4 protein-coding genes are annotated in these 20,858 nt (G+C 63.5%); 2 read left to right on the top strand and 2 right to left on the bottom strand.

Annotated features, from left to right (window positions below; all coding sequences use genetic code 11):
* The first annotated feature begins 76 nt into the window (after positions 1–76).
* Together CKW32_RS21825 and CKW32_RS21820 are read left to right on the top strand one after the other, a co-directional pair.
* A complete protein-coding gene (locus tag CKW32_RS21825) occupies positions 77–10,279 on the top strand; it encodes a non-ribosomal peptide synthetase (RefSeq protein WP_095185970.1) in 10,203 nt (3,400 codons plus the stop codon).
* Positions 10,276–13,455, top strand: a complete 3,180-nt coding sequence (locus CKW32_RS21820) for a non-ribosomal peptide synthetase (RefSeq protein ID WP_095185969.1) — start codon at positions 10,276–10,278, stop codon at positions 13,453–13,455. The genes CKW32_RS21825 and CKW32_RS21820 overlap by 4 nt, the downstream gene beginning before the upstream one ends.
* Positions 13,456–13,517: 62 nt before the next feature.
* Here CKW32_RS21820 and CKW32_RS21815 read toward each other — a convergent pair whose 3' ends face one another.
* Together CKW32_RS21815 and CKW32_RS21810 are read right to left on the bottom strand one after the other, a co-directional pair.
* Positions 13,518–14,471, bottom strand: a complete 954-nt coding sequence (locus CKW32_RS21815) for an alpha/beta hydrolase (protein WP_095185968.1) — start codon at positions 14,469–14,471, stop codon at positions 13,518–13,520.
* Between the two features lie 60 nt (positions 14,472–14,531).
* Positions 14,532–20,846, bottom strand: a complete 6,315-nt coding sequence (locus CKW32_RS21810; RefSeq protein WP_371854023.1) for an amino acid adenylation domain-containing protein — start codon at positions 20,844–20,846, stop codon at positions 14,532–14,534.
* Positions 20,847–20,858: the final 12 nt, after the last annotated feature.

Here is a 20,858-nt window from a genome sequence, read left to right as displayed (position 1 = left end):
ATTTTTCCCTCTCCGGTTCGTTTTATAGGGACGACGTGCCTTTGTGCTTCCTGCCTATTGCTCCGGACTCCAACAAATGAATGCTGAAGACTCCTTGAAACTTGCTCGCCGGTTTATCGGGTTGCCCCTGGAAAAACGCCAGCTGTTCCTGCAAGCACTGCAGAAAGAAGGGGTGGATTTCTCCCGGTTTCCGATTCCAGCCGGGGTGGAGGTGGAGGACCGTCAGGCACTGTCCTATGCACAGCAGCGCATGTGGTTCCTGTGGCAATTGGACCCGGCCAGCGGCGCTTACAACCTGCCGGGGGCGGTGAGACTCAAGGGAGCGCTGAGCTTAAGCGCGATGGAGCAGGCATTCGCCAGCCTGGTGGCGCGTCACGAGACCCTGCGTACGGTGTTCCAGCGCCAGGCCGATGAGCGCCTGTTGCAAGTCGCCGTTCAACCCTCATTGGCCGTTGAGCAACTCGACCTGACTGACCTGGCCCCGGCGGAACGCGAGCAGGCAGTGAATGACGCAGCCACCCGCCAGTCGCTGCTGCCATTCGACCTGGAGCACGGCCCGCTGCTGCGTGTGCAATTGCTCAAGCTTGGCGCCCAGGAGCATGTCCTGCTGCTGACCCTGCACCACATCGTCTCCGACGGTTGGTCGATGAACGTGCTGATCGACGAGTTCATCCGCTTTTACGACGCCCATGAGCGCAACGAGGCACCGCAATTGCCGGCGCTGCCGATCCAATACAGCGACTACGCCCTGTGGCAACGCCGCTGGTTGGAAGCGGGGGAGCAGGCCCGTCAATTGGAGTACTGGCAGGCGCGCCTGGGCGCTGAGCACCCGGTGCTGGAACTGCCGACGGACCGTCCGCGTCCGGCCATGCCCAGTTATCAGGGCACCCGCCATAACTTCGCGATTGAGCCGGCACTGGCGGCGCAACTGCGCGCCTGTGCGCAAAAGCACAACGTCACGCTGTTCATGCTGTTGCTCGGTGCCTTTAATGTGCTGCTGCACCGCTACACCGGCCAGAGCGATATCCGCGTCGGCGTGCCGATTGCCAACCGTAACCGCAGTGAAGTCGAAGGGCTGATCGGGTTTTTCGTCAACACCCAGGTGTTGCGTACCGAGCTGACCGGGCAAACCCGTGTTTCTGGGCTGCTGCAAGGCATCAAAGAGCACGCCCTCGGCGCCCAGGCCCATCAGGAACTGCCGTTCGAGCGTCTGGTGGAAGCCCTGAAAGTCGAGCGCAGCCTCAGCCATACGCCGCTGTTCCAAGTGATGTACAACCACCAGCCGGTGGTGGCCGATATTGCATCGGTCAGTACCGCCTCCGGCCTGGAGCTGGCGTTGGTGGAGTGGCAAGGCCGTACCACCCAGTTCGACCTGACCCTCGACACGTATGAAAAATCCGGCACCCTGCACGCCGCGCTGACGTACGCCAACGACCTGTTTGACGCGCCGTCCATCGCGCGTATGGCCCGGCACTGGATCAGCCTGTTGCAGGCCATGGTTGCCGATGGCGAGCAGCGCGTCGGCGAGTTGCCGATGCTGGCTACCCAGGAGGAGCAGGTGCTGGTTGAGGCCTGGAATCAAACCGCAGAGGCATATCCGACTGAGCGTGGCATTCATCAACTGATCGAAGACCAGGTCCAGGCCACACCCCACGCTCCGGCACTGGTGTTTGGTGCCCAAACGCTGACCTACGCCCAGCTCGATGCCCGTGCCAACCAGTTGGCTCACGCCTTACGCGAACAGGGCGTTGGTCCCGATGCATTTGTGGGGATCTGCGTCGAGCGCTCCGTGGAAATGGTCGTTGGCCTGCTGGCCATTCTCAAGGCTGGCGGCGCTTACGTCCCGCTTGACCCTGAATACCCCCAGGAACGCCTGGCCTACATGATCGAAGACAGCGGCATCCAACTGCTGCTCAGCCAGCACAGCCTGTTACCGTCGCTGCCCACCGAGGGCATCCAGGTGATCACCTTGGACCAGGCGCCTGGCTGGCTTGACGGATACAGCAGCGCATCGCCCGCCGTAGCCATCCACGGGCTGAACCTGGCCTATGTGATCTACACCTCCGGTTCCACCGGCAAGCCCAAGGGCGCCGGTAACAGCCACCGCGCGCTGGTCAACCGTTTGTGCTGGATGCAGCAAGCCTACGGCCTGGACGCCAGCGATGCGGTACTGCAAAAAACCCCGTTCAGCTTTGACGTGTCGGTGTGGGAATTCTTCTGGCCGCTGATGACCGGCGCGCGCCTGGTGGTCGCGGTCCCTGGCGAACACCGCGAGCCGGCGCGTCTGATCGAGACCATCGGCCAGCACGGCATCACCACCTTGCACTTCGTACCGTCCATGCTCCAGGCGTTTATCCATGAACCGGGCGTACAGGGCTGCAACAGCCTCAAGCGCATCGTGTGCAGCGGCGAAGCCTTGCCACTGGATGCGCAACTGCAAGTCTTCGCCAAGCTGCCCCAGGCAGGGTTGTTCAACCTCTATGGCCCGACCGAAGCGGCCATCGACGTGACCCACTGGACCTGCGTCGACGAAGGCCGTGACGCCGTGCCCATTGGCCGCCCCATCGCCAACCTTGGCACCTACGTGCTCGACGCGCAGCTCAATCCGGTGCCCGCCGGCGTGTCCGGCGAGCTGTACCTGGGCGGCACCGGCCTGGCCCGCAGTTACCACCGTCGTCCGGCGCTGACCGCCGAGCGTTTCGTGCCCAGCCCTTTCGGTGACGGTGCGCGTCTGTACCGTACCGGCGACCGCGTGCGCCAGCGTGAGGATGGCGTGATCGACTACCTTGGTCGCCTCGACCATCAGGTCAAGCTGCGCGGCCTGCGCATCGAGTTGGGAGAAATCGAGACGCGCCTGATGCAACACCCAGGCGTGCGTGAGGCGGTGGTGCTGGTGCAGGGCGGCAAGCAATTGGTGGCCTACCTGGTGCTGGAAGGTGAAGCGCCGACCGACCTCAAGGCCTGGCTGCTCAGCAGCCTGCCGGAATACATGGTGCCCACCCACATGGTGCACCTGGCCAAGCTGCCGGTGACCGCCAACGGCAAGCTCGACCGCAAAGCGCTGCCGCTGCCGGATGCCGCGCCGCAACAAGCCTACATCGCCCCGCAAAACCCACTGCAACAAGCCCTGGCAGCGATTTGGAGCGACGTACTTGGCGTCGAGCAGGTCGGCCTGGAAGACAACTTTTTCGAGCTGGGTGGAGATTCGATCATCTCCATCCAAGTGGTCAGCCGCGCGCGCCAGGCGGGGATTCGCCTCAGCCCGCGCGACCTGTTCCAGTACCAGAGCGTGCGCAGCCTGGCCCTCGTCGCCACCTTTGAGCAGGCCAGCGTTATCGACCAAGGCCCGGTCAGCGGCGAGGTGCTGCTGACGCCGGTACAGCAGAGCTTTTTCGCCCAGGCCATCCCGGCACGTCACCACTGGAACCAATCCTTGTTGCTGACCCCGCGCGAGGCCCTGGACCCGGTGCGCCTGGAAGCGGCGCTGACGCAGTTGATTAACCACCACGACGCCCTGCGCCTGCGTTTTGTGCAGCGTCCCGACGGCTGGCAGCAAACCCACGCTGCGCCCGTCGACGAGCCTGCGCTGTGGCACTCCCATGCCACCGACGATACGCAACTGGCCGCGCTATGCGACGAAGCCCAGCGCAGCCTCGACCTGACGCAAGGCCCGCTGCTGCGCGCCGCCCTCGTCTCCATGGCCGATGGCACCCAGCGCTTGTTGTTGGTGGTGCATCACCTGGTGGTGGATGGGGTTTCATGGCGCATCCTGCTGGAAGACCTGCAACAGGCTTACCGCCAGGCATCCTTGCCGGCCAAGACCAGTGCCTACCAAACCTGGGCGAACCAACTGCACACCCACGCGCAAACCCTCAGCGAACAGCTGCCTTACTGGCAGGCGCAGTCCGTCGACGCCGAGCTGCCGTGCGACAACCCCCACGGCGGGCTGCAAAACCGCTTGGGCTGTAAGCTTGAAACCCGCCTCAACGCCGAGCAAACCCGCCAGTTGCTGCAAGACGCGCCAGCGGCTTATCGCACTCAGGTCAACGACCTGTTGCTGACGGCGTTGGCGCGGGTAGTCAGCCGGTGGAGCGGGCAGGCTGCGGCGCTGATCCAACTGGAAGGCCACGGTCGCGAAGATCTGTTCGACGCCGTCGACCTCACCCGCACTGTTGGCTGGTTTACCAGCCTGTTCCCTGTACGTCTGCAGGCGGACGGCGAGCTGTCGACCGCGATCAAGTCGGTCAAGGAGCAACTGCGTGCCGTGCCCAACAAGGGGCTGGGCTACGGCCTGCTGCGCTACCTGGCGGCGCCTCAGGTGCGTGAAGCCCTTGCGGGCCTGGCCGCGCCGCGCATCACGTTCAACTACCTCGGCCAGTTCGATCGCCAGTTCGATGAGTCCGCATTGTTCGTGCCCGCCACCCAAGGCAGCGGCCAGGCCCAAGACCCCGAAGCGCCATTGGCCAACTGGCTGACGGTGGAAGGGCAGGTGTATGGCGGCGAATTGGCGCTGCAATGGGGGTTCAGCCGCGAGATGTTCCAGGCGTCGACCATCCAGCGCCTGGCGGATGATTACACCGCCGAACTCAACGCCTTGATCCAGCACTGCTGCGATACACCCGCCGGGCAGGTGACGCCGTCGGACTTTGCGCTGGCAACCCTGACCCAACAGCAATTGGATGATTTGCCCGTGGACGGCCCGGCCATCGCCGATATCTACCCGCTGTCGCCCATGCAGCAAGGCATGCTGTTCCACACCCTGTACGAGCCTGAAGCCCAGGCCTATATCAACCAGTTGCGCCTGGACATTGAAGGCCTCGATCTGCTGAGCTTTGGTCGTGCCTGGCAGGCGGCGCTGGATCGGCATGACATTTTGCGCAGCAGCTTCCACTGGCTCGGCCTGGACAGCGCCCATCAAGTGATCCAGCGCCAGGTCGATTTGCAGCTGCACGTGATCGAAGACCCGCATGCTGACCTCGACACCTTGGCCGACGCCGAGCGTCAGCGCGGTTTTGAGTTGAACGCGGCGCCCCTGTTTCGCCTGATGTTGGTGCGCGGTGCCGGTACGGGCTGGCACATGATTTTCACCAGCCATCACATCCTCATGGATGGCTGGAGCAATGCCCAGTTGCTCGGCGAAGTCATTGCCGACTACGCAGGCCACGTTTTGCCCGCACCGTTGGGGCAGTTCCGCGATTACTTGGGTTGGCTGCAGCAGCAAGCCTCGGGCGAAAAGTTCTGGCGCGAAGCCCTGGCACCGTTGCAAGCCCCAACCCTGCTGGCTGAAGCACTGCGCGTGCCGGTCGAAGGGGCGGGCATGGCCGACCATCACACCACCCTGGACAGCCAATTCACCCGCGCGCTCGGCGATTGCGCGCGCCAGCACAAAGTCACCCTCAACACCCTGCTGCAAGGCGCCTGGAGCCTCTTGCTGCAACGCTACACCGGCCAGGATTGCGTGGCTTTCGGTGCCACTGTTGCCGGGCGTTCGGCGCCGTTGCCGGGTATCGAGCAGCAACTGGGCCTGTTTATCAACACGTTGCCGATCATCAGCGCGGCCTCGCCGGCCCAGTCCGCCGCCACCTGGCTCGCGGAGCTGCAAGCGCTGAACCTCAGCCTGCGCGACCATGAACATGTACCGCTTTACGACATCCAGGGCTGGGCCGGACAACAAGGTGCCGCACTGTTCGACACCTTGCTGGTGTTTGAAAACTTCCCGGTAGCCGAAGCGCTCAAGCAAGGCGCGCCAGCGGGCCTTACCTTCGGCAAGATGCACAACCATGAGCGCACCCACTACCCGTTGACCCTGGGCATCGAGCTGGGGACCGGCTTGCGCCTGGAGTTCAGCTACGACCGGGCGCGGTTCACCGAGCAACACGTCGCGCAATTGAGCGCCAACTTGCGGCACCTGCTGGCGCAATGGGTGGCGGATATCCACGCGCCACTCGGCACCCTGCAACTGCTGGACAACAGCACGCAAGCCTCGCTGCTCGCCATCAGCCAATCCCCTGGTACTGCGCCGCGGCCAATGCGTGTGCATGAACGCATCGCCACCCAAGCCCAAGCCACCCCTGATGCGTTGGCGGTTCAGGCAGGCAGTGAACGCCTGAGTTACGCCCAGCTCAATCAGCGGGCTAACCGTCTGGCTCACCGCCTGCTGGAGCAGGGTGTCGGCCCGGGCCAACGGGTAGGCCTGGTTTCCCGGCGTGGCCCGCAGTTGATCGTCAGCCTGCTGGCCGTCCTCAAAAGTGGCGCGGCCTACGTACCGCTGGACCCCAACTACCCAGCCGAGCGCCTGAGCTACATGTTGGCAGACAGCCGTCTGAACCTGTTGCTCAGCGAGACCGGCTTGCTGGCTGATCTGCCGCTGCCCCATGGGCTCAAACGTGTGGAGTTCAGCGCACAGGGTGAAGAGCTGGCGGGCTACCCGTTGACCAATCCACCGAACCACGCCGCTGCCGCCGACCTCGCTTATGTGATCTACACCTCAGGCTCCACCGGCCAACCCAAGGGGGTGGCCATCGACCATGCTGCACTCGACCAGTTCTGCGACACAGCGGCCGATTACAGTGCGCTGACGCCTGCCGACCGCGTGCTGCAATTTGCGACGTTCAGCTTCGACGGGTTTGTCGAGCAATGCTACCCGCCGCTGTGCATCGGCGCGGCGCTGATCATGCGCGGCGATGAGCTGTGGGACGCCGGGTTGCTGGCGCAGCAAATCGTCGAGCAGGGCGTGACCCTGGCCGACTTGCCCGCGGCCTATTGGTACTTGCTGGCCAAGGAGTGCGCCGTCGATGGCCGCACCCTGGGCAACTTGCGCCAAGTGCATGTCGGCGGCGAAGCCATGGCCGTGGAGGGCGTACGTGCCTGGTACGAGGCTGGGTTGGGCAACGTTCGTCTGGTGAACACCTATGGCCCGACCGAAGCCACCGTGGTCTCCAGCGTGCATGACTGCCAGCTTGCAGATGCCAATGACGCCTTCGGCATGCCCATCGGGCGGGCGATCGACGGGCGCGCGCTGTACGTGCTGGACAGCGGGTTTGAATTGCTGCCGACCTGCGGCGTCGGCGAGCTGTGCATCGGTGCGGCGGCGGGCTTGGCCCAGGGCTACTTCGATCGCCCGGCGCTGACCGCCGAACGCTTCTTGCCGGACCCGTTCTCCGGCGTGCCGGGATCGCGGCTCTACCGCAGCGGAGACTTGGCTCGCTACAACGACAACGCGGCCCTGGAGTACGTGGGCCGTATTGACCATCAAGTGAAAATCCGTGGGTTCCGGATCGAGATGGGTGAAATCGAAGCCTGTCTGCAAGCCATGCCTCAGGTGCGCGAGGCGGCGGTGATTGCGCTGGACGGGCCGACCGGCGCGCAGTTGGTCGCCTATGTCGTGCCCCAGTCGGATGCCCTGGAGGCGCACACCTTGACGGCGGCGTTGCGTCAGTCGTTGCCGGACTACATGGTGCCGAGTTTCCTGATGCTGATCGACGTGTTGCCCCTGAGCCCCAACGGCAAACTGGACCGTAAAGCCTTGCCAAAGCCGGATGTCAGCCAACGGCAAAAACACTATGTGGCACCCCGAACGGCCCTGGACATTCAGGTCGCCGAGGTTTGGCAAAACGTGCTGGGGCTGGAACAGGTCGGGCTGGACGATCACTTCTTTGAGTTGGGTGGGCATTCGCTACTGGCCACCCAAGTGGTCGCACGCTTGAAGACGCTGTTGGCCTGCGACCTGACCCTGCGTGACCTGTTTGGCGCGCCGCGATTGGCAGACTTTATCGCGGCGATCTCCACCCGCACCGGGCAGGACACCGCGCCGGCGCGCAGCCCGTTAGTGGCCCACGGCGAAAAAACCAGCGCGGCACTGTCCCTGGTGCAACGCCGGCTATGGGTAGTGGAGCAGCTGTCGCAGGCCAGTGGCGCCTATGGCATGCCGCTGGCCGTGCGCTTGCGCGGCGAGTTGTCGGTGCCGCTGCTGGTCAGCAGCCTGGCACAGGTGATTGCCCGCCACGAAACCCTGCGCACGGCCTACATCACCGACGAGGAGGGTGACCCGCAGGCCGTCATCGCCGCGCACGTGGAGGTCGACTTGCCGTTACTGGACCTGTCGTCCCTGGATCCCGCTGAACAGCAGCGCCGGGTCGCGGTCGCCGTTGAGGCGAACACCCGCCAATCCATCAGCCTGCTGCAGGCGCCTTTGTTACGTGGACAGGTGCTCAAGCTGGGCCCCACCGAACATGTGTTGCTGTATTCGATGCACCACATCATCTCCGATGGCTGGTCGATGGCGGTGCTGGTCAATGAACTGGTGGGCTTCTATGGCCGGGCGAAGGCGGGGGGCGTTGAGCCGTTGCCGCCGCTGCCGATCCAGTATTCCGATTACGCCCTCTGGCAACAGCAACTGCAACGCACCGGCGTGCTGGCCGCGCAGGCGCGTTACTGGGAACAGGCACTGGCCGGTCACAGCGGCGTGTTGCAACTGCCCACCGACCAGCCGCGTCCCCAGGCACCGACCCATGAAGGTCGCGACCTCGGTTTCACGCTGCCCGTGGCCTTGCATGAAGGGCTCAAGGCGGTGTCGGCGCGTGCCGGTGTGACGCTTTACAGCACGATGCTGGCCGCGTTCCAGATCCTGCTGCATCGCCTCAGCGGCAGCGATGACGTGCTGGTCGGCGCCGACGTTGCCGGGCGCCAGCAGCCTGAGCTGGAAGGTCTGATCGGTTTCTTCGTGAACATTCTGCCGCTGCGCTCGACCTTCGTGGCGCAGCAACCGTTCAGCGCTTTCCTGGCCACCACCCAAGGCACCGCGCTGGACGCTTTCGATCATCAGGACCTGCCCTTCGACATGATTGTGGAGGCCTCGCCGCGCCCGCGCCAACGGGGTTTCAACCCACTGGTGCAGGTGTTGTTCGTGATGAACAACCTGCCGGTGCAGGGTGGCCAGATGGACGGGATCGAGGTTGAGGTACTGCCCACTCGTGGCGGTTACTCCAAGTTCGATATGGCCCTGTTCATCGATGAGGATGCAGGCGGCCTGCACGGTACCTGGCAGTACGCCAGCGACCTGTTTGAACAACAACGCATCGAGTCATTCGTCAACGCCTGGACGGGAATTCTTGAACAGATTGTGTGTGATCCGAACATTCAATTAGGGGATATCACCATGCCTACCAACACCTTGGAACAAACCACGACGCCCGTACCGCCTGCCATCAAGGCCGACAAGCTGGGCAAGTTCCTGAAAAAATCCCAGAGCCGCACCGACAGGCCTGCCGGTGCGTTGATGCGTGAATCGCTGCTGGTACCCGGACAGGATTTTCCATTGCTGATGGAACCCACTGATCCGGGCCTGGACCTGGTGGCCTGGATCAAGGACAACCGCGCCCTGGTGGAAGAAAAACTGGCTCGCCATGCGGGGATTCTGTTCCGTGGATTTGCCCTGCGCGATATTCATGACTTCGAAGCGTTTGCTGAAGCTGTACAGCCGGGCCTCTATGGCCAATATGGCGACTTGCCGAAAAAAGAGGGCGGTAAGAACACCTACCGGTCCACGCCGTACCCCGAAAAGAAAATGATCCTGTTCCATAACGAAAGCTCCCATCAGGACCGCTGGCCGCGCAAGCAGCTGTTCTTCTGCGAACAGCCATCCCCAATCGGCGGCGCCACACCGGTGGTGGACTGCCGGCAGATGTACCTCAAATTGCCGGCGGCGATCCGCGAGCGCTTCGAGGACAAGGGGTTGCTGTACGTGCGCACCTTTGCCGACAAGCTCGACGTTTCCTGGCAGCACTTCTTCAAGACCGACGTGCGTGCCGACGTCGAGGCGCGTTGCCGGGCTGCGGGCATCGCGTGGACCTGGCTGGACAACGATGAACTGCAAATCCGCACCCCGTGCCCGGCGATCATCCGTCACCCGGTGACGGGGGAAAAAACCTTCTTCAACCAGGTTCAGTTGCACCACATCTTCTGTCTGGACCCGGATGTGCGCGAAGACTTGCTGGCTCTGTTCGGCGAGCAGCGTATGCCTCGGCACGTGTACTACGGCGATGGCTCGCCGATTGAAGACGAAGTCATGGCCTTGGTGGGCGAGCTGTACGAAGCCTGCGCGGTGCGGTTCGACTGGCACAAGGGCGATGTCATCCTGCTGGACAACATGCTGGCTGCCCACGCACGTGATCCCTTCGAAGGACCGCGCAAGATCGTTGTGGCAATGGGCGAAATGATTGAACGCAGCGCGCTGCACCTAGCGCATAGCGAGACCGAAAAGGAAGAGGCCGGAGCATGAGTACTGCACAACAGGGAACCGTGGACGCGGGACTGGCGTTGCTGGTCGAGCAGCAACAGCATCTGGACGCACGGCAACAAGGGGCGAGCTGGGGGGATCTGACCCACTGCCTGAAACTGGATATTCGTGGCGAGCTGGACCCGGTGCGCCTGCAACACGCGTTGGATAGCCTGGCGGTGCGCCACGAAGCATTGAGTGCACAATTTGCGCCCGTGAGTGGTTATCACGGATTGCGCCAGCGGGTCGCGCCGGCTGAAGCGGTGAGCTTGACCCAGTGGCTCGACGTGGCGTCGCCCCAACAGGTGATTGCACGCCAACAGCAGTGGTTGCAGCAGCAACAGCCGCTGATCGGTGCGTTGTTGCAGCGCCTGGAAACGGACCACTGGCAACTGTTGATAGGCGTTTCGCGTTACGCCGCCGACGCCGGGACCTTGGCCCTGATCCAACAGGAGTTGTTGGCCGCTTATGGGCAGCAAGGGTTTGAAGAGGACGAGCCGGGGCAGTTTTCCCAGTACCTGGAATGGCGCAGCGAGGTGATCTTCGACGAAGACGCAGACACCGCCAAGGCTTACTGGCAGCAGTATCTGCAAGGGCACGAGGGGCTGCTCAGCGGGCCAGACTTGCCCTATCGCCTGACGTGCGCAGAAGTCCTGCCGGCAGAACGCTTGAGTGTGCCATTGGATCAATCGCTATTGGCTCGCCTGCGCACGACGGGGCTGCCGCTGGACGTGCTGATGCACGCCGCCTGGTGGGTACTGCTGGCACGCATCAGTGGTCGGGAGTCATTCCTGGCGGGATGGCGGCATGATGCGCGCCTGGATTATGAATTTTTCAGCCACAGCCTGGGCCTGTTCGAGAAAACCCTGCCGTTGGCGATTCGCATTGATCCGGCCAGCACCTTCCGTGAGCTGGTGACCACCTTGGCCGCGCAGTTGGATCAGCACCGCACCTGGCAGGAATACTGGACACCGTTGTCATTCCCACAACAGGCCGCGCCTGCGGTCGGTTTTGGCAATCGGTGGGTTTCGGAACCGCGTGAAGTGGCCGGGTTGGTTTGGGTGGGCAGCGACCTGCCGGCCCGTCTGCCTGAATTCGAGTTGGCCCTTCAGTTGGAAATCGCAGCGTCTGGCGAACCTCAAGGTTTATCACTGGACTTCAATCCCGCACGCTATACGGCGCCCGCCGTCGAGACGCTGTTGGGCCAGCTCCGCGAGTTGCTCCACAGCATCGCCGACAAACCGGATGAAACCCTTGCACGCCTGAACCTGTTGGGTGCCGACGAAAAGAGCCGATTGCTGGCACTGAATCCGCCGGCGCAAATCATGCAAACGCCGCAGTTGTTGCCGCAACGTATCGCTGCGTGGGCTGATCAGACGCCGGATGCCGTGGCGTTGGTCGCTGCGGGCCAGGCCCTTAGCTACGCAGAACTGGACGCCCGTACTGCGCGCTTGAGTGCCGAATTACTGCGCCAGGGTGTGGGCGCTGGGTCGATCGTGGGCCTGGCGCTGCCGCGCTCGGCGGAACTGGTCGTCGCCATTCTTGCCACCTGGCGTGCGGGCGCAGCCTATCTGCCGCTGGACCCGCAATGGCCAGTGGCGCGCCAGGCTGAAATCGCACGGCACGCCGCCGCGAGCTTGATCCTGGTGACTCACGCGCCAGGCCAGGACGACCCGCTGACCGCGTTCAAACTGCTCAATCCGGGCGCATCAACCCAGGATGCCACGGTGGCCCCGGCGGTGTCCGTGCAGGCCCGTGACGTCGCCTATGTGCTGTTCACCTCCGGCTCCACCGGCCAGCCCAAAGGCGTGGTGATCGAGCATGGCGCGTTACTCAACTACACCGCGAGCAGCAGCCAGCAACTGGGCCTGTCCGCCTGCCGCCACGTTGCCTTTAGTTCCACGGTAGCGGCGGACCTGGGCAACACCGCCTTGTTCGGCGCGCTCTACAACGGCGCGACCTTGCATATAGCTGACGATGCGACCCTGCAAGATCCCCAGGGCTTCGCCGGGTTCCTGCGGGAAAACAGCATCGATTGCCTAAAAATCGTGCCGTCGCACCTGGCCGCCTTGCTTGAGGCTGATACCGCCGTATTGCCTGACACGCTGGTGCTGGGCGGTGAAGCCATCGGCGCGAGCCTGGTGCAGCGCATTCGTCAGCTGCGGCCCGACTGTCGCGTGTTCAACCATTACGGCCCCACCGAAGCGACAGTGGGCGTGATGGTGCATCCGTTACTGCCTGCGGAAGACGTGTCCCATGGCGTGCCGCTGACCCACGTGCTTCCCGGAAACCAAGTCTTCGTACTGGGCGCCGACGCGCAATTGCTGGCAACGGGTGAACTCGGTGAGTTGTTCATCGGTGGCCATCAGTTGTGCCGAGGCTACTTGCAGGGCGAGGCGGATGCAGACGCGTTTATCCATAGCCCGCTGGTGGACGGCGCGCGCCTTTACCGCACGGGAGACCTGGCCCGTTATCGGGTGGAGGGGGGCGTGCAGCTGTATGGCCGTCGCGATCATCAGGTCAAGGTGCGTGGTTTCCGCATTGAGCTGGCGGAGATAGAGGCGCAGTTGCTGCGTTTGCCCGAGGTCAGTGAGGCCGTGGTGGTGCTGGTGCGAGAGGAGCCGCAAGCGTTTGTGGTAATGCGTGCGGCGACGGCAGAGGACGTAGGGCCTCAATTGAAAAACCAACTGGCCCAGCATCTGCCGGCGGCCATGGTGCCGCGCCAGATTGTGAGCCTTGAACGCATGCCGCGCCTGCCAAACGGCAAGGTTGACCGCAAGGCGCTGCAACACGCTCAACCTGTGGCTTCCCAGGCGGTGTACGTCGCGCCACGGGATGCGCTTGAAACCCTGTTGTCCACGCGCATGGCCCAATTGGTCGGGTTGGAACGGCTGAGCATCGAGGAGGACTTTTTCGCCGCAGGCGGGCATTCCTTGTTGGTGATCAAGCTGGTGGCAGGCATCCGCAAACTGCTGCAATGCGAGATTCATCCCGGCGTGGTGTTTGATCACCCAAGCGTGGCGGCATTGGCGCGGGAGCTGCGCGAGCGTGAAACTGTCGCTGGGCAGTTGGAGAGAATCGCCCAGGCACGTTTGCGCATGGATGCAATGACACCTGAAGAGAAAGCGGCGCTTATGGAAAAGGCCAGGCAGTTGCAGGCGAGCAAGGAGCAGGGGTAGGGATGTAAAACGGGGCTGGCAATCAGCCCCGTTGTTTAATGGCGGGAACGGTCAAGTGTTGCTTAGCGCTGTTCCCCCAACCAACTCAACACGCCTTCATAAATGCCTGCAACCGCGCTGGTAATGCCGTTCATGCGCAGGAAGTCATGGGTCAGCCCCGACTGCACGTGCAGGCTGACCGCTGTGCCGCTCGCGGCCAGCATCTGGGCGTACGCCTGCCCTTCGTCATACAGCGGATCGTACTGGGCCAGGCTGATATAGGCCGGTGCCAGTGCAGTCAGCCCTTCGGCCAGCAACGGCGAGACCCGCCAGTCCAGGCGCTGTTGGGCATCCGGGCAATAGTGTTGGTAGAACCATTCCAGCGTGGCCGTTTCCAGCAGGTAATCCTCGGCATAGTGGCGATGGGAATCACGCTGCCGCGAGGTATCAGTGACCGGGTAAAACAGCAACTGGGCCCAGGGTTTGAACGCCAGTTGCTGCGGCGCCTTCACTGCGGTGATCGCCAGGACGGTCGCCAGCGTTGCCCCCACACTGTCACCCGCCAGGGCAATTCGGCGGTTGTCCAGTTGCAGGTTGCCGGCCTGTTCGGCCAGCCAATTGGCGGCGTCGAGGCTGTCATTCACTGCGGTCGGGAAGCTCGCCTGTGGCGCCAGACGGTAGCTGGGCGCGAACACCGCGTACTGACCGCTGGCCGCGAGCCTGCGGCAGATGGAGTCGTGGGAGTCCAGGCTGCCCACCACATAACCGCCGCCGTGGAAGTACGCAATCACCGGCAATTGCGCAGTGCCGGGCGCCCGGTAAAGGCGGGCGGGCAGTGCATGGCCATCGCGGGCGGTGGCCGTCAGCTGGGTGACCACCACCGACCCCGGCGGGCTGGGGTCGAGAATGGCCGAAGTCTGTTCGAACTCCCGCCGTGCCTGTTCAACACTCAGTGCGTGCATGGGTTGGCTTTTACCGGTCAGGCGACCCATCTGCGCCAATTCCAGAAAACCTTCGAGATCAGGGTCCAGGGGCATTGCATGTTCCTTGTGAAATAGGCTGAAGCGCCGCCCCTGACCATCAGAGGCGGCGACGTTTCAACTGGCTACGGGTTGCAGCGCCAAGTGCTGCAACAGACCCTGAAGCAGGGTCGGGTGGTTAAGCATGTCGTAGTGGCCGGCGGCGATCTGTTCATTGCTCCGGGCGCTGGCCAGGTTCGATACCGGCTGGTCGGCAATCGCCTTGGCCCACCAGCAATGGGCTTGCGCCCGGGTGGGCGGCAAGCCGTCCAGTCCCGTGGACAACGCCTTGAGTTTCATCGCTACCTGGAACGTGTGAGCCAGCTCCTCGGTGCTGATTGCGGCATACACCGAACGCGCGGCAGCGCCTGACTGGACCTGTGCGATCAGTTGCTCCAGCACCGCGCTGTCCGTCGTCGCCCTGACGTCGAAGGTTGGCAAGGCCTCAGCCGACAGGCCGAACAGTACCGCGAGGAACCCGCGCAAGTCCTCGCTCCAGTCGTCGCTCAAGACGTCTTCGCCAGTGGGCACAAAACTGTCCACCAGGCCGAGAAACTCCACGCGTTGGCCCTGGCTTTCCAGCTCCTGGGCCACCAGCACCGCGAGGGTGCCGCCCAGCGACCAGCCCACCAGGTGGTACGGGCCGCTGGCTTGCTGCTGGCGGATGTACTGGCTGTAATCGATGGCCATGGACGCCAGGGAATCATCGTTCCACTGGCGGTCCAGCAGCATGCGACATTGCAGGCCGTAGACGCTGCGCTGTCCATCCAAGCGACGGGCCAGGGGCTCGTAGTCGAACACCGTGCCAAAACCGGCATGCAGGCAGAACAACGGCGAGCTGTGCGTCGTTTCACTGTTGAGCAGTAGCAGCGGATTCAGGCTGGCATCGTCCTCGGCAAACCCGGACAGCTCAGCGATGGTGGGTTTGCCGATCATGTCCCGCAGTTTCAGTTCGATGCCGATATCCGGCTGGCTGCGCACCTTCGACAGCACCTTGAGAATGCGCAGCGAGTCGCCGCCCAATTCAAAGAAGTTGTCGGTGACGCCTACGCTCTCCAACTCCAGCACCTCCTGCCAGATCGCTGCCAGTTGTGCCTCCAACGCATTGCGCGGTGCAACGAAGGCGCGGCCTTTGAAGTCCGGGTCAGGCAGGGCCAGGCGGTCCAACTTGCCGTTGGGGTTGAGCGGGAAGGCCGGGAGCGCGAGGATTTGCGCCGGCACCATGTAGTCGGGCAATTCCACCTGCAAAGCTGCACGCAGGCGTTCGCCCAGCCCGGCCGAAGCGTCGGCCACCACGTAACCGATCAGTTGCTTGCCGCCGGCCGTATCGCGGGCGACCACCACGGCGTCTTGCACGTCGGGGATCTCGCGCAGGCGTGACTCAATTTCTCCCAGTTCGATACGGAAACCGCGGATTTTCACCTGGTTGTCCAGGCGGCCAAGGTAGTCGATCACGCCGTCGGGGCGTTGGCGTACCAGATCCCCGGTGCGATACAGGCGTGTGCCGTCGGCAGCGAACGGGTCAACCACAAACCGTTCGGCGCTCAGGCCGGGCCGCTGGTGATACCCACGGGCAACGCCTTCGCCGCCGATGTACAACTCGCCCGCCACGCCATCGGGCACGGGGTTGAGGTGTTCGTCCAGCACATACAGGGTGCGTTCACCGACGCGGGTGCCGATCGGCGCGTACACCGCATCGCAGCGTTCATCGACACTCACTTTCCACAGCAGCGGGGTAACCACGGTTTCGGTGGGGCCGTATCCGTTGGTCAGGTACTGCGGCTTGAGCACGCGTTTGACCAGCTCAAAGTTTGCCTCGGCCACCGCGTCACCGCCGAAGCAGTAGATGCGCACGGGCGGTGGTGCATCGGTTTGGCTGTCGCCGTACTCGGCCAGCTGTTGCAGATACGCCGGAGGGAAGCAGGCGATGCTGATGCTGTGGGCGTGCAGCGCCTGCCAGGTTTCTTCCGGTGTCCACAGCTGGTTACCCCGCACCACCAGGCACCCGCCGCTTTGCAGTGTCGACAGCCAACGCTCCTGGGCACCGTCGAAGGCGAACGACATGAACAGCAATTCGCGGGTGCCGCTGTCCATCTCGTAACGCTCGGCAATCGCCTGGCAATGCATGCGAATTTGCCCATGGGTCACGGCGACGCCCTTGGGCTTGCCGGTGGAGCCCGAGGTGTAAATCAGATAAGCCAGGTTATCGTCGTGCACCAGCGGCGCCGGGCACGTCGCCGGCCAGTCCGACAGCGGCAGGCGATCCAGGTCGATAAGCGTCGCCTCGCCCAGGCCGTCGAAGCGCGACCGCAGCGAGTGCTGGCTGATCAGTACGCTCATGGCAGAGTCTTCGACGATCCACTGCACGCGGTCCTGCGGGTAGTCAATGTCCAGCGGCACGTAGGCGGCGCCGGTTTTCATGACGCCATAGAACGCGACAATGACGTCCACCGAACGCTCCAGGGCGACGCCAACGAACATCTCCGGCCCGATGCCCTGGGCCATGAGGCAGTGGGCCAGGCGGTTGGCCCGGGCATCCAGTTCGCCGTAGCTCAACTCGATCCCGTCGCACACCACCGCCACTGCGTCAGGGCGCTCCAGTGCGTGTTGACGGATCACCTGTGCCAGGTGGGCGCGTGGTGCCATGGCGGGGCTCAGCACGTTACGTTGCAGCAACAGTTGCTGTTCGGTGCCTGCCAGCATAGTGAGGCTGCCGACGTTGGCCTGGGCGTTGTTCAGCAGTTCCAGCAGCAGGGTTTCAAAGCTGCGCAGGATTTGTGCGGTGGCGGCCTCGGTAAAGCGGTTGCGCAGGTACAGGAACTCGATCTTCAGGGTGTCGCCGAGGTTGATCGCCAGGTCCATGGCAAAGTTGGTCACATCGCGGCTGCTGACGTCGCCAAAGCTCAGGCGTTCTTGCCCGGCTTCCTGCAGGCGTTCGTCCACCGGGTAGTTTTCAAACACCAGAATGCTGTCAAACAGCGGCTGGCCACCTTGGCCCGACCAGCGTTGTACGTCCGCCAGGGACGCGTGCTCGTGGTCGCGCACTTCCAGGTTATAGGCCTGCAACGCTTGCAGCCATTGGGCGACGGGCATGTGCGGTTGCGGGGTCTGGATAATGGGCAAGGTGTTGATAAACAGCCCGAGCATGTCCTCCGAGCCTGGCAGGCTGGCCGGACGACCCGCGACCGTCGCGCCGAAGCACACGGTGTCCTGGCCGGTATAGCGCTGCAACAGCAGTAACCACGTGGCCTGGATCAGCGTGTTCGGGGTGACGCGCAGACGTTGGGCCTGCTCACGCAAGTGTGCGGTTTGCAGCGCATCCCAATTCAGATACAGCGCCGCGTGGCCTTCCAATTCCATGGCCGGTTTGGGCGATAGGCTGTTGGCGAGGGACGAGGTGCCGTTCAAGTCCTGGAGCTTGGTTTTCCAGAACTGCTCCAGTACCGCCTGGGATTGATCTTGCAGCCAGCGGATGTAATCGCGGTAATGCCCGCGTTTGGCCGGTGCTGCCTGGCCGTTGTAGATCGCGAAGACTTCACCCAACAGCCGCGAGTTGGACCAGCCGTCCATGAGGATGTGGTGGCTGGTCCAGATCAGGTAGTGCGTTTGCGGGTCGAGCTGCACCAGGGTCAGGCGTGTGAGCGGCGCACGCAGAAGTTCGAAGCCACGGGCGCAATCCTGGCTCGCGAGTACCTCCAGGTCTTGGGCGGTGACGTCCCGTTGCTGCCAGTCGAGTACGTCGACAGGCATCGTCGCCGCGCGATAGACCACTTGCAGCGGTTCGGCCAGTTGGTTGTCGGCCCAGAACCCGGTACGCAGGATTTCATGGCGCTCAATCACGGCGTTCCAGGCTGCGGTGAACCGCGCAACGTCCAGGCCGGTGACCGAGACGGCCATCTGGTTCACGTACAGTGCGCTTTCCGGTGCCTCCAGTGTGTGGAACAGCATGCCCTGTTGCATCGCCGACAACGGGTAGACGTCTTCGACTTGTGGCAACGGCACCGGCAGGCGATCCAGTTGTGCCTGGCTGATCCGCGCCAGCGGGAAGTCGGACGGCGTGACCCCCACGTTGACGGTGTCGCAGCAATGCTCGATCAGCGCCAGCAGCTCGCGCTTGAGGTCATCGGCCAGGTGCGCAATGGTCGCTTCGTCGAACATCTCCCGGCTGAATTGCCAGCCTAGGGTCAGTTCATCACCGTATACCTGGCCATTGAGGCTCAGCCAGTTGCCCAGTGGCGCATTCAGCGCCTGCTCACGGCCGCTGCCTTCGGCGGCAGGGGCCAGCAACGAGCCCTGACTGGCATCGAAACTGCCGTCGAACTGGCCAAGGTAGTTGAACGTGATGCGTGGTGCCTGCAAGGCGCCGAGGCTGGCCCGTGCCTGCGGCGTGCCCAGGTAGCGCAGGGCGCCATAGCCAAGGCCTTTGTCGGGGATTGCTCGCAACTGTTCCTTGATCTGCTTGATGGAGTCGCCAAGGTTGGCGGCCGGCACGAGCTTGACCGGGAACAGGCTGGTGAACCAACCCACCGTGCGGGTCAGGTCGATGTCATCGAACAGGTCTTCGCGGCCATGGCCTTCCAGCTCGATCAGGCAGTGCGGGGCGCCGGTCCAGCGGCTGATGACACGTGCCAGGGCCGTCAGCAGCAAGTCGTTGATCTGCGTTCGATAGGCCTTGGGCGCCTGCTGCAGCAATTGCTTTGTCTGCCGGGCGTCGAGGTGGGTATGCAGCGTGTGGCTGTGGCGATTGTCCAGGCTGCCATGGGGACGTTCGCATGGCAGGTCGGGCGTGTTGGTGTCGAGTTGTGCCAGCCAGTAGTTCAGTTCGTCCTGGGACGTCTGGTTTTGCGCGCGGCGTTGCAGGCGCTCGGCCCAGGCCTTGACCGAACTGGTGCGGGCCGGCAACTGCACCGGCTGCTGGTCGCTGACCTGTTGATAGGCGTTTTGCAGGTCTTCAAAAAGAATCCGCCAGGACACGCCATCCACTGCCAGGTGGTGGATCACCAACAACAAGCGCTGGGTACCGTCGGCCAAGTGGATCAACAAGGCGCGGATCAGCGGGCCGTGTTGCAGGTCGAGGCTGCTTTGGGCTTGATCGCACAGGTCCGACAATTGCTCGGCGGTGGCGTCAATCTGTTGCAACTGCCAGTCGACCATTGGCCGGTACTGGGCGCTCCAGCCGCCGGGGTGTTGCGCAAAGCTCAAACGCAGGGCGTCGTGGTGCTCAATCACCGCGTGCAACGCCCTTTGCAGTGCCTCGGCCACCAGCGGTTGCGCAGGTTGGAGCAGTACCGACTGGTTCCAGTGATGGCGCTCAGGGATCGCCGTTTCAAAAAACACTTTGTGAATCGGCAGCAACGTGAGCGGGCCGGTGGCTGGGCCTTGATCGATCACCTGGGCACTTGCGCCGATACGGGCCACGCTGGCCAGGCCTTGCACGGTCTGGTGTTGGAACAGTTCCTTGGGTGTAAAGGCGATGCCTTGCTGGCGGGCGCGGCTGACCACCTGGATGGAGATGATGGAGTCACCGCCCAGTTCGAAGAAATTGTCGTTCAGGCCGACGCGTTCCAGTTTCAGCACGTCTTGCCAGATGGCAGCGATCTGCTGTTCCAGCGGGCTCTGCGGTGCCACGTAGGCTTTTTGCAGCAGGTTTGCATCGGGTTTCGGCAGAGCCTTGCGGTCCAGTTTGCCGTTGGGGCTCAGGGGCAGTTGGTCGAGGAAGATCAACTGGGCCGGCACCATGTAGTCGGGCAAGTGTTCGCTCAGGCGGTGTTTGATGTCGCTGCGCAATTCAGCGGCGTCACGGGCTTGAGTGGGCACGGCGTAGGCCACCAGTTGCCCGTCAGCCGCAATCACCACCGCTTCGCGCACGCAGTCCAATTCCATCAGGCGGGTTTCGATTTCCCCCAGCTCAATGCGCAGGCCACGGATTTTTACCTGGTGGTCGATACGGCCACGGTATTCGATCACGCCGTCGGGCCGGTAGCTGGCCAGGTCGCCGGTGCGGTACAGGCGTTGGCCATCGCCGAACGGGCTGGTCATGAAGCGTTCGGCGGTGAGGGCAGGGCGGCGGTGGTAACCGCGCGCCAGGCCTTCGCCGCCCAGGTACAACTCGCCGATGACACCGGCGGGCACCGGTTGCAGCTCGGCATCGAGGATGTAGGTGGTGAGGTTGGCGATCGGCTGGCCAATCGGCACGCTGGCCTTGCCTTCCTCGCGGCAGGTCCAGTGGGTTACGTCGATGGCGGCTTCGGTGGGGCCGTAGAGGTTGAACAATCCGGCGTTCGGCAGCTTGGCGAACACCTGTTGTTGGGCGTCCACCGGCAAGGCTTCGCCGCTGCAGATGATGCGTGTCAGGCGGGTGCACTGGGCGACCTGTTCGTCCAGCAGGAACACCTGCAGCATCGC

It is taken from the genome of Pseudomonas sp. Irchel 3H9, from assembly GCF_900187495.1.
GTDB lineage: Bacteria > Pseudomonadota > Gammaproteobacteria > Pseudomonadales > Pseudomonadaceae > Aquipseudomonas > Aquipseudomonas sivasensis.
Note: the sequence above shows the minus strand (reverse complement) of the source record. Positions and strands in the feature narration are given on the sequence as shown.